Origin of the sequence: Citrobacter braakii (assembly GCF_002075345.1) — a bacterium.
Lineage (GTDB): Bacteria > Pseudomonadota > Gammaproteobacteria > Enterobacterales > Enterobacteriaceae > Citrobacter > Citrobacter braakii.
Map to the genome: position 1 here is coordinate 129,834 of NZ_NAEW01000006.1, position 15,912 is coordinate 145,745.

The 15,912-nt window shown below is 51.8% G+C and carries 15 protein-coding genes; 6 read left to right on the forward strand and 9 right to left on the reverse strand.

Translation table 11 applies throughout. The features are described from left to right. Nucleotides 1-10 precede the first annotated feature (10 nt). The 7 genes from ftsL to leuO form a co-directional block, all read right to left on the reverse strand. Complete coding sequence (ftsL, locus tag BZK42_RS14720) at nt 11-376, reverse strand: cell division protein FtsL (RefSeq protein ID WP_006686695.1); 366 nt, start codon at nt 374-376, stop codon at nt 11-13. Next, nucleotides 373-1,314, reverse strand: coding sequence for a 16S rRNA (cytosine(1402)-N(4))-methyltransferase RsmH (gene rsmH, locus BZK42_RS14725; protein WP_016151690.1), 942 nt, complete (start codon nt 1,312-1,314; stop codon nt 373-375). The genes ftsL and rsmH overlap by 4 nt, the downstream gene beginning before the upstream one ends. A 1-nt stretch (nt 1,315) precedes the next feature. After that, a complete protein-coding gene (mraZ, locus tag BZK42_RS14730) occupies nt 1,316-1,774 on the reverse strand; it encodes a division/cell wall cluster transcriptional repressor MraZ (RefSeq protein WP_005124560.1) in 459 nt (152 codons plus the stop codon). 613 nt (nt 1,775-2,387) lie between these two features. Further along, nucleotides 2,388-3,392 carry a catabolite repressor/activator gene (cra, locus tag BZK42_RS14740; protein WP_016151689.1) on the reverse strand — a complete coding sequence of 335 codons (1,005 nt, stop codon included), beginning with the start codon at nt 3,390-3,392 and terminating at the stop codon, nt 2,388-2,390. Between the two features lie 175 nt (nt 3,393-3,567). Next, a complete protein-coding gene (gene ilvN / locus BZK42_RS14745) occupies nt 3,568-4,059 on the reverse strand; it encodes an acetolactate synthase small subunit (protein WP_003829566.1) in 492 nt (163 codons plus the stop codon). Nucleotides 4,060-4,061: 2 nt separating this feature from the next. After that, complete coding sequence (gene ilvI, locus BZK42_RS14750) at nt 4,062-5,786, reverse strand: acetolactate synthase 3 large subunit (protein ID WP_016151688.1); 1,725 nt, start codon at nt 5,784-5,786, stop codon at nt 4,062-4,064. A gap of 318 nt (nt 5,787-6,104) precedes the next feature. After that, complete coding sequence (gene leuO, locus BZK42_RS14755; RefSeq protein ID WP_080859373.1) at nt 6,105-7,052, reverse strand: transcriptional regulator LeuO; 948 nt, start codon at nt 7,050-7,052, stop codon at nt 6,105-6,107. Nucleotides 7,053-7,706: 654 nt separating this feature from the next. Here leuO and leuL point away from each other — a divergent pair. From leuL to leuD, 5 genes are all read left to right on the forward strand, one after another. After that, on the forward strand, nt 7,707-7,787 hold the full coding sequence (gene leuL / locus BZK42_RS28320; protein ID WP_135107961.1) for a leu operon leader peptide: 81 nt from the start codon (nt 7,707-7,709) through the stop codon (nt 7,785-7,787). A gap of 96 nt (nt 7,788-7,883) precedes the next feature. Next, entirely contained in the window at nt 7,884-9,455 is a 1,572-nt protein-coding gene (gene leuA / locus BZK42_RS14760) for a 2-isopropylmalate synthase (RefSeq protein ID WP_016151686.1), read from the forward strand. Next, nucleotides 9,455-10,546 (forward strand): 3-isopropylmalate dehydrogenase, encoded by a 1,092-nt coding sequence (leuB, locus tag BZK42_RS14765; protein WP_016155686.1) that lies wholly within the window; start codon nt 9,455-9,457, stop codon nt 10,544-10,546. Before leuA ends, leuB begins: the two co-directional genes overlap by 1 nt. Nucleotides 10,547-10,548: 2 nt before the next feature. Then, nucleotides 10,549-11,949, forward strand: coding sequence for a 3-isopropylmalate dehydratase large subunit (gene leuC, locus BZK42_RS14770; protein WP_016155685.1), 1,401 nt, complete (start codon nt 10,549-10,551; stop codon nt 11,947-11,949). Between the two features lie 10 nt (nt 11,950-11,959). After that, entirely contained in the window at nt 11,960-12,565 is a 606-nt protein-coding gene (leuD, locus tag BZK42_RS14775) for a 3-isopropylmalate dehydratase small subunit (RefSeq protein WP_080859374.1), read from the forward strand. 49 nt (nt 12,566-12,614) lie between these two features. Here leuD and BZK42_RS14780 read toward each other — a convergent pair whose 3' ends face one another. Both BZK42_RS14780 and sgrT read right to left on the reverse strand, forming a co-directional pair. Further along, nucleotides 12,615-13,793: a sugar efflux transporter gene (locus BZK42_RS14780; RefSeq protein ID WP_080859375.1), complete on the reverse strand. Its 1,179-nt coding sequence runs from the start codon at nt 13,791-13,793 to the stop codon at nt 12,615-12,617. Between the two features lie 115 nt (nt 13,794-13,908). After that, on the reverse strand, nt 13,909-14,031 hold the full coding sequence (sgrT, locus tag BZK42_RS14785; protein ID WP_016151681.1) for a glucose uptake inhibitor SgrT: 123 nt from the start codon (nt 14,029-14,031) through the stop codon (nt 13,909-13,911). 99 nt (nt 14,032-14,130) lie between these two features. Here sgrT and sgrR point away from each other — a divergent pair, with 99 nt between their 5' ends. Further along, nucleotides 14,131-15,786 carry an HTH-type transcriptional regulator SgrR gene (sgrR, locus tag BZK42_RS14790; protein WP_053388885.1) on the forward strand — a complete coding sequence of 552 codons (1,656 nt, stop codon included), beginning with the start codon at nt 14,131-14,133 and terminating at the stop codon, nt 15,784-15,786. The last annotated feature ends 126 nt before the right edge of the window (nt 15,787-15,912 follow it).

Below are 15,912 nucleotides of genomic sequence, written 5' to 3' on the forward strand. Positions count from 1 at the left end.
GCGTTTATCCTTATTTTTGTACTACGATATTTTCTTGTGAGGGATCAACATGCTGCATTTGCAGCTTTTCCGTTGCGATCCGTTCAACACGGCTATGGTCGCCGAGCGCGTTCTCCTCAAGGATCAAGTTGCGCCATTCGATATCCAACGCATCTCGCTCCAGAACCAGCTGCTCACGTTGCGCGGTTAGTAACCGCGTATGGTGTGCTGTTGTCACGACGGTAACCGCCGTCAAAATAATGCAAATGAACAGGCAGAGTGGCAGCTTCCCATACCGCAAAAGATCGTCACCGATCACGCCAGGCAAGGCATGGCGCTCGTTGCTTCCTATCGATCCTTTAACTTTGCTGAGGGCTTCTGTCACTCTGCTGATCATGCGTTCGTCCTCTCTGCAATACGCAGAACTGAACTACGGGCACGAGGATTTTCAGCTACCTCTTCTTCACCCGGCATCATCTTGCCTAGTGCTCTTAACTCACGGCCGCCCAGCTTTTTGATCTGCGCTTCGGTCATCGGTATTCCAGCCGGAACCTGAGGACCACGGCTTTGTTCGCGCATAAAGCGTTTCACAATGCGATCTTCAAGCGAATGGAAACTGATTACCGAAAGGCGACCACCTGGTGCCAGCACGCTGAGCGAGCTTTTTAGCGCCTGCTCTATCTCCTCCAGTTCACTGTTCACCCAAATGCGCACCGCCTGGAAGGTACGGGTCGCGGGATGTTTGAATTTGTCTTTCACCGGCATTGCCGCCGCAATCACTTCCGCCAGCTCTTTAGTGCGGGTCATCGGTTCGATGCGGTTGCGCTCTACGATGGCGCGAGCAATACGTTTGCCGAAGCGCTCTTCGCCAAAGGTTTTAATCACCCAGGCAATGTCTGCTTCATCGGCGGTTTGCAGCCATTCGGCCGCTGACTGACCGCGTGTTGGGTCCATACGCATATCTAACGGACCGTCACGCATAAATGAGAATCCGCGCTCAGCATCATCAAGCTGTGGAGAAGAAACCCCAAGATCGAGAAGAATCCCGTCGATCTTACCGGTAAGTCCGCGCTCGGCGACATAATCAGCCAGCGCAGAAAAAGGACCATGGACGATGGAAAAACGGGGATCGGTAATCGTCTTTGCAACGGCAATCGCCTGCGGATCGCGATCGATGGCCAGTAAACGCCCCTCTTCGCCAAGTTGCGAGAGGATCAGACGTGAGTGACCACCGCGACCAAATGTCCCGTCAATGTAGATGCCGTCTGGACGAATATTCAGGCCGTTTACGGCTTCATCCAGCAACACCGTTGTATGTTTATAATTTTCCATCATTTTATAGAGACAAATCCTGCAATCGTTCCGACAGCGCGCCGGTAACAGACTGCTCAGCGTCGATATCTTCCTTGACCTGTTGATACCAGGTCGTTTCATCCCACAGCTCAAACTTATTGAACTGCCCAACCAGCATCACTTCTTTCGTTAGCCCTGCGTGTTGCCGCAGAATGGGCGCTATCAATAATCGGCCAGCGCTATCCATCTGACATTCGCTAGCATGACCCAACAACAGGCGCTGTACGCGACGCTCAACTGGATTCATGCTCGACAGACGCGATAACTTCTGCTCGATAATTTCCCATTCAGGCAGGGGATACAGCAGCAGGCACGGGTGATGGATGTCAATGGTGCAAACCATTTGACCGGTAGCGCTCTCGAGCAGTTGATCCCGATAACGGGTAGGCACAGATAAGCGCCCTTTACTGTCGAGATTAACTAACGTTGCTCCCCGGAACATGCCAGCCTCACCCCCGATTACCACTTTATCCCACAAATTCCCACTTAAAGGAGTTTACGGAGCGGAGGAAAACCTTGTCAAGCAAGTCACGGCGCTTAGCGGAGCAAAAAACCCATTGTTTACGGCTAATATCAGCGTTGAACAAATTCCGTACAGCAAACGAAGCAAATTAACGTCATGAATATTTGTAAGAAAAAAATCCAACAACTCATGATTGTTTAAAACAACTGAATATCATCAAAAGAAAAATATAAAGTGTCAGTTTGCGACGCGAGCGGCATTTTAGGACAATATGCAGCGAGATAACAGTACCAGTTAATCAGTCTGTACGCCGCACAGGAGCGAGATCAGGCCGAGATTGTCGCAACACACCAGTAAAGTGTTTGTTAATTCGGCAAACCCCTACATGCTTGTAACAAAATAATACAACCGTAACGCATCGTTACGTCTCAATTACCCAAAAATGGATAGTTGCATTTTTAATTCGGCATAATAGAAGAATCAATTTCAGATAATTCTAAAGAATATTCTTAATTATAATGCGGTTATTTCCGAGAACGGGATAATTGATGATGTCAGAGGCTTATCCGCCGACATCATCAATTGAGGCAACTTAGTTACGGCTTAGAATACCGCGACGGTACAGATTACGCCGTATACGCGTTAAACCTGGTTTGGGTTTACGCGGCTCATCCAGGCTTGCCAACACAATCTCCAACACGCGTTCCGCGACATCTCGATGGCGCTGCGCCACCGCCAGAACCGGGCACTGCAGGAAGTCGAGCAGCTCGTGGTCGCCAAAAGTCGCAATCGCTAAATCAGACGGTAACTGCCCGTCGCGGCGCAGGGTCACATCCATCACCCCCTGCAACAGGGCAAACGACGTGGTAAACAGCGCCTGAGGCATTGGATGCGTTTCCAGCCATTTATCAAATAACTGCGCGGCCGCCTCCCGCTCATAGCTGTTGGCATAGAGAAAATGCACTTCACGCGGATCGTCCTTCCACGCGGTACGGAAACCCTGTTCGCGCAGGAAACTGACGGACAATTCAGGAAGCGCCCCCAGATAGAGCACGGTTTCAGCAGGGAATTTACGTAACTCCTCCGCCAGCATCTGCGCATCATCCTGGTCTGCGCCCACCACGCTGGTGAAATGTTCACGATCCAGCGCGCGATCCAGCGCCACAATCGGGAATGAACTGTTCGCCCAGCGCTGATAAAACGGATGTTCAGGCGGCAAGGAAGTCGAAACGATAATGGCATCAACCTGACGTTGTAAAAGATGCTCAATACAGCGCATTTCGTTATCCGGCTGATCTTCAGAGCAGGCAATCAGTAGTTGATACCCGCGCTGACGCGCCTGGCGCTCCAGATAGTTTGCGATCCGGGTATAGCTCGTGTTCTCGAGATCCGGGATCACCAGCCCGATAGAACGTGTGCGTCCAGCACGCAGCCCGGCCGCCACGGCATTCGGGTGGTAATTATGCTCACGCACCACCGCCATGACTTTTTCAACCGTTTTGTCGCTTACGCGGTATTGCTTTGCTTTGCCGTTAATAACGTAGCTTGCAGTCGTTCGCGAAACGCCGGCCAACCGAGCGATTTCATCCAGTTTCACAATTGCCCCTTGCGTAAAATGTACAAACCATAACCTTTGAGATGGCATGGGTTAAACTTCTTAACATCTAAGCGCAGAATAATGACTGCGGCAACCGCTTTTGTCTCTGGTTACTGCTGATTTCGCAAAAAAAAGCAACCAGTAGCCAATGCATCTCGCGTAGGTCAGGTAAGCGTTAGCGCATAATTTTATCGCCGCGGGAAAGCCCCACCACGCCGGAACGGGCAACTTCCACGATTTTGGCGACTTCCCGTAGCGTTGCCAGAAACGCATCCAGCTTATCGCTGGTGCCCGCCAGCTGTACGGTGTAGATCGACGGCGTAACATCGATGATTTGCCCACGGAATATCTCCGTGTTGCGTTTCACCTCTTCCCGGCCATAGCCGCTGGCCTGGATTTTCACCAGCATGATTTCTCGTTCAACGTGGGCGCCCTGCCCCAGTTCGCTGACGCGCAGAACATCCACCAGTTTGTGTAGCTGCTTTTCGATCTGCTCCAGGACTTTCTCATCCCCTACCGTTTGAATCGTCATCCGCGATAAGGTCGGGTCGTCAGTCGGCGCGACGGTCAGGCTTTCAATGTTGTATCCGCGCTGGGCGAAGAGGCCAATCACACGTGACAATGCACCCGACTCGTTTTCCAGCAATACTGATAATATCCGGCGCATAATCAGGTCCTCTCCGTTTTACTTAACCACATTTCGTCCATCCCGCCCCCACGAATCTGCATCGGGTAGACATGCTCACTGCCGTCGACGGTGACATCAACAAACACCAGGCGATGGTTACGCACATGTTCCAGCGCTTCGCCCAGCTTGCTCTCCAGTTCGCCTGGATGATTAATCTGGATACCGATATGCCCATAAGCTTCAGCAAGGCGCACAAAATCGGGTAGCGACTGCATGTAAGACTGGGAGTGACGCCCGGAGTAAATCATGTCCTGCCACTGTTTGACCATGCCGAGATAGCGGTTGTTAAGGTTGAGCACCAGTACCGGTAGCTCATATTGCAGCGCCGTCGACAGTTCCTGGATGTTCATCTGAATGCTGCCATCCCCGGTAACGCACACCACCGTTTCATCCGGCAGCGCCATTTTCACCCCTAACGCCGCGGGTAAACCGAATCCCATGGTGCCGAGGCCGCCTGAGTTAATCCAGCGGCGTGGTTTATCGAACGGATAGTAAAGTGCGGCAAACATTTGATGCTGGCCAACGTCAGAGGTCACGTATGCATCCCCTTTCGTCAGACGCCAGATGGTTTCAATCACCGCCTGCGGTTTAATACTTTCACTTTGCGTGTCGTATTTCAGGCACTGACGAGCGCGCCAGTGTTCGATCTGTTGCCACCAGTCACGGTTATCATCCAGCGGCTGCTGCGATTTCTCCTGCGGCAGCAGTTCAAGCATCTGATCCAGCACCAGGCGAGCATCGCCCACAATCGGAATATCCGCAGTGACGGTTTTTGAAATTGAGGTCGGATCGATGTCGATATGCAGCACGGTCGCATTCGGGCAATATTTTGCCAGGTTATTGGTCGTTCGATCGTCAAAACGAACGCCGACGGCAAAGATCACATCAGAATGATGCATGGTCATATTCGCTTCGTAAGTACCATGCATGCCCAACATTCCCAGCGCCTGGCGATGCGTGGCCGGAAACGCGCCTAACCCCATCAGCGAGGAGACAACCGGCAGATTAAGTGCTTCGGCAATTTGCCCCAGTTGTTCGTGACAGGCGGCATTCACCGCGCCACCACCAACATAGACAACCGGTTTCTTCGCCGCCACCAGCGTCTGCAAAGCACGTTTTATCTGTCCTTTGTGCCCGGTCGTTGTCGGGTTATACGAACGCATACTCACCGACTCCGGCCAGCTATAAGGCAGTTTTTTCGCCGGATTCAGAATATCTTTCGGCAAATCCACCACCACCGGCCCCGGACGACCGCTTGCCGCCAACCAGAAGGCTTTTTTCAGCACCTGCGGGATATCTTCCGTTTGTTTAACCAGAAAACTGTGTTTTACCACCGGGCGGGATATACCCACCATGTCGCACTCCTGGAAGGCATCGTAGCCAATCAGGGAGGTGGCGACCTGGCCAGAGAGGATCACCAACGGAATGGAATCCATATATGCTGTTGCAATCCCGGTGATCGCATTGGTTGCCCCTGGTCCGGAAGTGACCAAAACGACGCCCACTTCTCCCGTGGCACGCGCCAGGCCATCAGCCATATGTACCGCGGCTTGCTCATGACGGACTAACACATGATCAATACCGCCGACCGTATGCAATGCATCATAAATATCGAGGACGGCCCCCCCGGGATAACCGAATACCTGCTTCACACCCTGATCGATAAGCGATCGGACGACCATCTCGGCTCCAGACAACATCTCCATGGCTTGCCTCACTCTTATAATGAATTACGGTTTAACAACACATTAACCGCTGACGATGACGCATGGCAATTGACTCCGAAGGGGTGGCACTGGAGTAAATAAGAATAAAACGGAGGTAAGAATTGAATAAATGGAGAATTAAACCAGCATAAGCAATTGATATGATAAATAATCGCTTAAAAAGGGGGACTTACAGCAATTAGTCTATTTTTTTACACTTTCGGACATACGTAAAAAGTCGAGTTCAGCACAAAATTTTAGATATAAAGACAAAAGCAGAATAAACCAGATGTATTCCCCGATTTATTCTGCCAGCGGCTACTTCTTACAGACGGAGACCAACAGTTCTTCCATCCATTGATGTCCTTTATCGCGCCCCGCAGCCTCATGCCAGGAAAGATAACATGTGCGGCTATTCAATTTTAAAGGTAAAGGCAATATCTGCAGTTCTAAAGAATCGGCGAACTCTTCCGCCAACCAACGCGGCGCAATAGAGACCAGGTGCGTTTGCGACACAATATTAAGCACGCTGATTAATGCCATTCCCTGATAAGCCACGCAGGATTGTTTATCCGGTGTGTCATACCACGGCTGGCTGAATGAGGCGAAGCGATCAAGCGAAACCACGGCATGCTGTTCATGATAGAGATTGCTTTCCAGCAATGGGCCACTAATGCGCGGATGTTTTTTGCTTGCCACTAACACCATTTCGTCATTGAATAACGGAACACTGGTAAATTCCGGACGACGGAATTCTTCATAGCTAATAACAAACTCAGTTTCCTGATAACGTAATTGGTGCTCGGTATTTAGATTTAGTGAAGATTTAAAAACGACATTAATGTTCGGCGCGACTTGTTCAACTCGATTATAAATCAACGAAGTTAGAATATTATCCAATGGACTGCATACGCAAAGATTGAATACACGCTCGCTGCTGGTAGGTTCAAAGCCAGAACCAGGCAGTTCATTCTGCACTAATTGCAATGCCTGACGAACGGAGCCAAACAGGTGGAAGGCTCTTGCTGTCGGCTGGATTCCACGGCCATAACGAACAAAAAGCTCATCGTTAAACATGACTTTCAGGCGTGCGACCGCATTACTGACAGCGGGTTGCGACATCCCCAGCGTATGTGCAGCACGCGTAATATTTTGTTCCTGCATCACCGCATCAAAAACAGTTAATAAATTAAGATCAACCATGCGAAGCTGTGGCTTCCCCATCTCTATGAGATTAGATTTATCTATTATTTTTACTTCTGGCATATTTAACTCCACTGTCACTCTAAACTCCCTTTTCCCAGACGGAGTGCAGAAATAATCTCCGTTAATATGATTTACCATGCATATAAAATAAGAAAAAGGAAAAACATTAAAATTAGGAAAACATAAAGGCACAAATCTAAATGTACAAAAGAACACCACAAGCGTAGTGCGGCAGATGTCACTGCGCGATGATTCATATGTTTAAATTTCGAAAACAATATAACCATAAGCGTGGCGAATACACAATCATACGCACAGTGAATATGTATTTAAGTTTTAATTAAACATTTCTATTATTAACACATTAAAAGTTAACATTAATTTATCAATTATTGGGTAACACATTGGTTTCATCCATTCAAAATGAATATAAAAGCTGATAAATCATAAAGATATGAAATCCCAAATGAGGCGTTATCTTTAGTTCTTCGTTACCATAAATGCAAATAAATATGCTTAAATATGTCAAACCGTGAAAAATATGTTCAACGATCAGATGATTAATTTTATATACCCTGAGAAATTCAGCACAATTCGCTTAAGTTTATCAGAAACTTTCCCCCTTAACGGGAGCATTTGCAGGGAATGGGGTTGACATCAGTCTTCATATCCAGTACCACTAAAAGCATATCGCATTCGCCTGGAGCTTGATTGATGACTTACATTGCTCGTTTTATCGGTCTACTACTACTAAACGCATTCTCATTGCGCGGTAGACTGGTGGACGACATTTAGCATTAAGTCAGCTCCAGTTAAGACAAAAAACCCGCGCCGTTGCGCGGGTTTTTTTATGCTCGAAGCAAGGCGCCCTAAAGACCAAGGACCTAAACCATGAGCCAGCAAGTCATTATTTTCGATACCACCTTACGTGACGGTGAACAGGCGTTACAGGCGAGCCTGAGTGTGAAAGAAAAACTGCAGATTGCGCTGGCCCTCGAGCGTATGGGCGTTGACGTGATGGAGGTCGGTTTTCCGGTCTCTTCACCGGGTGACTTTGAGTCCGTACAAACCATCGCTCGTCAGGTGAAGAACAGCCGCGTTTGCGCCTTAGCCCGCTGCGTAGAAAAAGATATCGACGTTGCCGCAGAATCTCTGAAGGTCGCTGAGGCTTTCCGCATTCATACGTTCATCGCCACCTCGCCGATGCATATCGCGACGAAATTGCGCAGCACGTTGGATGAAGTGATCGAGCGAGCAGTCTACATGGTGAAGCGTGCGCGTAATTATACAGATGACGTGGAGTTCTCATGCGAGGATGCTGGCCGTACCCCTATTGCCGATCTGGCCCGCGTGGTCGAAGCCGCGATTAATGCGGGTGCCAAAACCATCAATATCCCCGATACCGTTGGCTACACCATGCCTTTCGAATTCGGAGCAATCATTTCTGGTCTGTATGAACGCGTACCGAATATCGATAAAGCCATCATCTCCGTGCACACCCATGATGATTTAGGTCTGGGCGTTGGCAACGCGTTGGCGGCCGTCCACGCCGGTGCTCGCCAGGTGGAAGGCGCGATGAACGGTATCGGCGAACGCGCCGGTAACTGCTCACTGGAAGAAGTGATCATGGCGATCAAAGTGCGCAAAGATATCCTGAACGTACAGACCCGCATTAATCACCAGGAAATCTGGCGTACCAGTCAGTTAGTCAGCCAAATCTGCAACATGCCTATTCCGGCCAACAAAGCCATTGTCGGTAGCGGCGCCTTTGCCCACTCCTCTGGCATCCATCAGGACGGCGTACTGAAAAATCGTGAAAACTACGAAATCATGACGCCTGAATCCATCGGTCTGAACCAGGTGCAGTTGAACCTGACTTCCCGTTCCGGACGCGCCGCAGTGAAACACCGTATGGACGAGATGGGATATAAAGAGAATGAATACAACCTGGACAACCTGTACGACGCATTCCTGAAGCTGGCGGATAAAAAAGGTCAGGTATTTGATTACGACCTGGAAGCGCTGGCCTTTATTAATAAACAGCAGGAAGAGCCGGAGCATTTCCGTCTGGATTACTTCAGCGTGCAGTCCGGCTCAAATGACATCGCCACCGCCTCCGTCAAGCTGGCCTGCGGTGAAGAAGTCAAAGCCGAAGCGGCGAACGGTAACGGTCCGGTCGATGCCATTTATCAGGCCATCAACCGTGTGACCGAGTACAACATCGAACTGGTGAAATACAGCCTGACCGCCAAAGGGCACGGTAAAGATGCGCTGGGCCAGGTGGATATCGTTGCTAATTATAACGGCCGCCGCTTCCACGGCGTCGGTCTGGCAACAGATATCGTCGAATCGTCCGCGAAAGCGATGGTTCATGTGCTGAACAACATTTGGCGCGCCGAAGAAGTCGAAAAAGAATTGCAACGCAAAGCTCAGAACAACGAGAACAACAAGGAAACCGTGTGATGTCGAAGAATTATCATATTGCTGTTTTGCCGGGCGACGGTATTGGCCCGGAAGTGATGGCGCAAGCCCTGAAGGTACTGGACGCAATCCGCAACCGTTTTAACATGCGCATTACCACCAGCCACTACGACGTGGGGGGGGCCGCTATCGATAACCATGGTCAGCCGCTGCCACCAGCGACGGTTGAAGGCTGTGAGCAAGCTGACGCCATTCTGTTTGGCTCCGTTGGCGGCCCGAAATGGGAAAATCTGCCACCCAATCAGCAGCCTGAACGCGGCGCGCTGCTGCCGTTGCGTAAACACTTCAAATTATTCAGCAATCTGCGCCCGGCTAAGCTGTACCAGGGTCTGGAAGCATTTTGCCCTCTGCGCGCAGATATTGCCGCGAACGGTTTCGACATCCTGTGCGTGCGCGAACTGACCGGCGGTATCTACTTCGGTCAGCCAAAAGGCCGCGAAGGCAGCGGACAACATGAAAAAGCCTTTGATACCGAGGTTTATCACCGTTTCGAGATCGAGCGTATCGCACGTATCGCGTTTGAATCTGCTCGCCAGCGTCGCCGCAAAGTCACGTCGATTGATAAAGCCAACGTACTGCAAACGTCTATTCTGTGGCGCCAAATCGTCAATGAAATTGCTAATGAATATCCGGATGTTGAGCTGGCGCATATGTACATCGACAACGCGACGATGCAGTTGATCAAAGATCCATCCCAGTTCGACGTGCTGCTGTGCTCCAACTTGTTTGGCGACATTCTGTCTGACGAATGCGCCATGATCACCGGATCAATGGGGATGTTACCGTCCGCCAGCCTGAATGAGCAGGGCTTTGGTCTGTACGAGCCCGCTGGCGGATCCGCTCCGGATATCGCCGGGAAAAACATTGCTAACCCTATCGCCCAAATCCTTTCGCTGGCGCTGCTGCTGCGCTACAGCCTGGACGCCAATGATGCGGCAACCGCAATTGAGAGCGCCATCAACCGCGCATTAGAAGAAGGCATTCGCACCGGTGACTTAGCCCGTGGCGCTGCCGCAGTCGGTACCGATGAAATGGGTGACATTATTGCCCGTTACGTCGCAGAAGGGGTGTAATCATGGCCAAAACGTTATACGAAAAATTGTTCGATGCGCACGTCGTCTACGAAGCGCAAAACGAAACCCCGCTGTTGTATATCGACAGACATCTGGTGCATGAAGTGACCTCTCCGCAGGCGTTTGATGGCCTGCGTGCGCATGGCCGTCAGGTGCGCCAGCCGGGTAAAACCTTTGCCACCATGGACCATAACGTCTCCACGCAGACCAAAGACATTAACGCTTCCGGCGAAATGGCCCGCATTCAGATGCAGGAATTAATCAAAAACTGCAATGAATTTGGCGTCGAACTGTACGACCTGAACCACCCGTATCAGGGGATCGTTCACGTGATGGGGCCTGAGCAAGGCGTAACGTTGCCGGGTATGACCATCGTTTGCGGCGACTCCCACACCGCCACACACGGCGCGTTTGGCGCGCTGGCCTTTGGTATTGGCACCTCTGAAGTTGAACACGTTCTGGCGACGCAGACCCTGAAACAGGGGCGTGCCAAAACCATGAAGATTGAAGTTAACGGCACAGCAGCACCTGGCATTACCGCCAAAGATATCGTGCTGGCGATTATCGGTAAAACCGGTAGTGCAGGCGGTACCGGACACGTCGTTGAATTTTGTGGCGAAGCCATCCGTGCGCTGAGCATGGAAGGTCGTATGACCCTGTGCAACATGGCCATTGAAATGGGCGCCAAAGCAGGTCTGGTCGCACCGGATGAAACCACCTTTAACTATGTGCAGGGTCGTTTACACGCACCGAAGGGTGAGGATTTTACCAACGCGGTTGCGTACTGGAAAACGCTGAAAACCGACGACAACGCGACGTTTGATACCGTCGTTACCCTGCAGGCAGAAGAGATCGCACCGCAGGTCACTTGGGGTACGAACCCGGGTCAGGTCATCTCGGTGAACGATAATATTCCCGACCCGGCGTCATTTTCCGATCCCGTTGAGCGCGCATCGGCTGAAAAAGCGCTGGCATATATGGGGCTGAAACCGGGTATTCCGTTAACAGAAGTGGCTATTGATAAAGTGTTTATCGGTTCCTGTACCAACTCGCGTATTGAAGATTTACGCGCTGCGGCCCAAATCGCCAAAGGGCGCAAAGTTGCGCCAGGCGTACAGGCGCTGGTTGTGCCGGGTTCTGGTCCGGTGAAAGCGCAGGCTGAAGCGGAAGGTCTGGACAAGATCTTCATCGAAGCCGGGTTTGAATGGCGTTTACCGGGCTGTTCCATGTGTCTGGCCATGAACAATGACCGCCTGAACCCAGGCGAGCGCTGTGCATCCACCAGCAACCGTAACTTTGAAGGCCGCCAGGGCCGCGGTGGTCGCACGCACTTAGTCAGCCCGGCCATGGCCGCCGCTGCCGCCGTTACCGGTCATTTTGCCGACATTCGCAGCATCAAATAAGGAAACTACCATGGCAGAGAAATTTACCCAACATACCGGCCTGGTTGTCCCACTGGATGCCGCCAACGTGGATACCGACGCGATTATTCCCAAACAGTTTTTGCAGAAGGTTACGCGCACCGGTTTTGGCGCTCATCTGTTTAACGACTGGCGTTTTCTAGATGAAAAAGGGCAACAGCCTAACCCAGAGTTCGTACTGAACTTCCCGGAATATAAAGGCGCGTCAATTCTGCTGGCGCGGGAAAACTTTGGCTGCGGCTCTTCCCGTGAACATGCGCCATGGGCGCTGACCGATTACGGCTTTAAAGTAGTGATCGCGCCAAGCTTCGCTGACATCTTCTACGGCAACAGCTTCAATAACCAACTGCTGCCGGTGACCTTGAGCGACGCGCAGGTAGATGAAATGTTCGCCCTGGTGAAAGCCAATCCGGGCATTAAATTTGAAGTGGATCTGGAAGCGCAGGTGGTGAAAGCGGGCAATAAGTCCTACAGCTTTAAAATCGACGACTTCCGCCGCCACTGCATGCTGAACGGTCTGGACAGCATCGGGCTGACGCTGCAGCATGAAGCAGCCATCACCGAGTACGAAGACAAGCAGCCAGCGTTTATGCGCTAGTCCTTGTGGTGCCGGATAAGGCGTAAGCTGCCATCCGGCACTACAAAAATCAAACGTCCTTTACCCGCCCGGTCATCACCAGCGTGACCACAGAAATCGCCGCAATCACCCAATAGACGGCAAAGTGACCGTAGCTTTGCGCAACAGCCCCCTGAATCACTCCCGCGAGAATGACCCCCGTTGAAATACTGTTGGTAAATAATGTGGTCGCTGACCCCGCACGCCCTGGCATAAGATCCTGAAACCACAGCATTCCTATCCCGGCGATGATACCGATAAATACTGCATTAAATAGTTGCAGCACCAGCAGCGCCGTGCGGCTGTGAAAGAAGATCAAACCAAGATAAAACAGTACGCCCGCCGCGACGGCCGCGATCATCATTCGCCGTTTGCCAAAGCGCTTCACATAGTAGCCCGCCAGGATCATCGCCGGAATTTCCAGCCCAGCCGCCGTCCCCATCAGGAGCCCGGCCAGCTTGTCCGGTAACCCCAGCTCAAGGCTTATCCACAGCGGCATATCGATGATGTACATGGTATTGCAGGTCCACATCAGCGTGGAGGCAATAAACAACATGCGCACATTTTTGTCCTGCCAACCGCCGGTCTGTTCCAGCGGTACGTCAACAGGTTGCTCCACCCGCGTGACTGACGGCAGTATCAGCGCAATCAGCACCAGGCTAATGGCGAAAATCCCTGCGGCAATGGAAAACATCGCCGTAAAGCCGTAATTCAGCGCCAGCATGAAGGCCAGCGGCGGTCCAATTACCCAGGCCAGCGAAAGCTGCGCACGCATCACCGAGCTAAACATCACCACTTCACGCGCGGAGTTATCAGCGTATTCCCGCGCCAGCGCAAACAGCTGCGGCATGGCGGTATTCGCCAGCGAGGCCAGCAGCACACCGCAGGTGATAAGCGTGAGATAGTGGCGATTAAACGCAAACAGCAGCGCGTTTCCGATTGCCATCAGGCAGCAGAACATGATCAGCTTGCGCCTGTCGCCCTGGCTGTCGGATCGTTTCGCGAGGGCAAGGCTGACAACGATCCCGACAATCGCATTGACGGTATAAAACAGCCCGACCCAAAACGGCTGCGCCCCGACTTCACGGCTCAGGAACAAGCTCAGCGTGGGTGCCTGCAATGCACCTGCTACGCCCATCATAAAAGCGACCAGCATAAATGCCGCGTAAACGCCGTTGAGGCGCCGTCCCATGGTCATAATCCAGAGCATTACAGTTCCTTTTAGCGCTGCAGAAACAAAAAAAGCCAGCAGTGATTATCTGCTGGCGCGGCGATTAACACCAATACTCAGTCACACATGATGTCTGCAATTCCCAATTCAGGAGTCAGGCTGTCACCTCCCACTGCATCAGTTCTTCGAGCATCTTTAAGCGCTGCGGTGCGCTCAGGCAAGCCAACCAGGACGATTTTTCCGTCGCGGTAAAGTATTTCAACCAGAACTGACGCATAGATGACCCCTTCGTTGTCTCATCGCTTCATCGGAATCTATTATTGGCTTAATATAGGGATAATAAAATTGCTGAGTTTTTCGCAGGAGTTCCCCTTTTATGTCTTCTGGTCGTCTGCAACAACAGTTCATCCGTCTGTGGCAATGCTGTGACGGCAAAACGCAAGACACGACGCTGAACGAGCTGGCGGAGCTGCTGAGTTGTTCGCGCCGCCATATGCGTACCCTGCTCAATACCATGCAAGAACGCGGCTGGTTAACGTGGGAAGCCGAAGTTGGGCGAGGTAAACGCTCGCGCCTGACTTTCCTCTATACCGGGCTGGCACTCCAGCAGCAGCGGGCAGAAGACCTGCTGGAACAGGATCGCATCGATCAACTGGTGCAGTTGGTCGGTGACAAAACGGCCGTACGACAGATGCTGGTTTCGCACCTGGGGCGCAGTTTTCGCCAGGGGCGGCACATCATGCGCGTTCTCTATTATCGTCCCATGCACAACCTGCTTCCCGGTACGGCGCTACGCCGTTCAGAAACTCATATCGCCCGGCAAATCTTCAGCGCCTTAATTCGGGTAAATGAGGAAAATGGGGAACTGGAAGCGGACATCGCCCATCACTGGCAGCAGATTTCACCGTTACACTGGCGATTCTTCCTGCGTCCGGGGATTCATTTTCATCATGGCCGCGAACTGGAAATGGAAGATGTCATCACCTCGCTGATGCGCATTAACGCCCTGCCGCTGTACTCGCACATCACGCAGATCGTTTCTCCCACGGCCTGGACGCTGGATATCCATCTCGCCCAACCCGACCGCTGGCTTCCCTGGCTATTGGGGCAAGTCCCCGCCATGATCCTGCCGCGAGAATGGGAGACGCTCAGCAACTTCTCCAGCCACCCAATTGGCACTGGTCCCTATTCGGTGATGCGCAATACCAATAACCAACTGAAAATTCATGCATTTGATGATTACTTTGGCTACCGGGCGCTGATCGACGAAGTTAACGTTTGGGTTTTACCCGATATCGGTGAAGAGCCTGGCGGTGGGTTGACGCTAAAAGGCCCCACGGAGGATGAAAAGGCGATCGAAAGCCGCCTCGAGGAAGGATGCTACTACCTGCTGTTTGATGCGCGCACCCACCGTGGCGCTAATCAGGAGGTTCGCGATTGGGTTAGCCGCGTTCTTTCGCCAACCCATCTCATCTGCCATGCCGACGAACAGTTCCAGCGACTGTGGTTTCCCGCCTACGGTTTGCTCCCCCGCTGGCACCATGCCAAACCCGGCCATGGTGAAAAACCCGCCGGACTGGAAACGCTGACGATCACCTACTATCGCGATCACATCGAACATCGGATTATCGCGCAGATCATGAAGACGTTGCTGGCAGAGCATCAGGTACAGTTAAATATTCAGGAGATCGACTACGATCAATGGCATGCGGGTGAAATCGTCAGTGATATCTGGCTCAACAGCGCCAACTTTACCCTACCGCTGGATTTCTCGCTGTTCGCCCATTTGTGCGAAGTCCCGTTACTGCAAAACTGTATCTCGCGGGACTGGGAAAACGATGCGGCCCGCTGGCGGACGGGCGAAATGAGCCTGGCGGCATGGTGCCAACAGCTGCTCGCCACAAAGGCCATTGTGCCATTAATCCACCACTGGCTGATCATTCAGGGGCAGCGCAGTATGCGCGGGTTACGCATGAATACCCTCGGCTGGTTTGATTTTAAATCAGCGTGGTTTGCACCACCGGATCCTTAGATCCGGCTCTTGATTGCCGCATAGCAACAAAATCATTACACTAACGCCGTTCTCAACGGGGTGCTAAATAAAAACATACACAAAATCATTCAGGCTGCATCAAGGCGGCAAGCGAGTGAGTCCCCA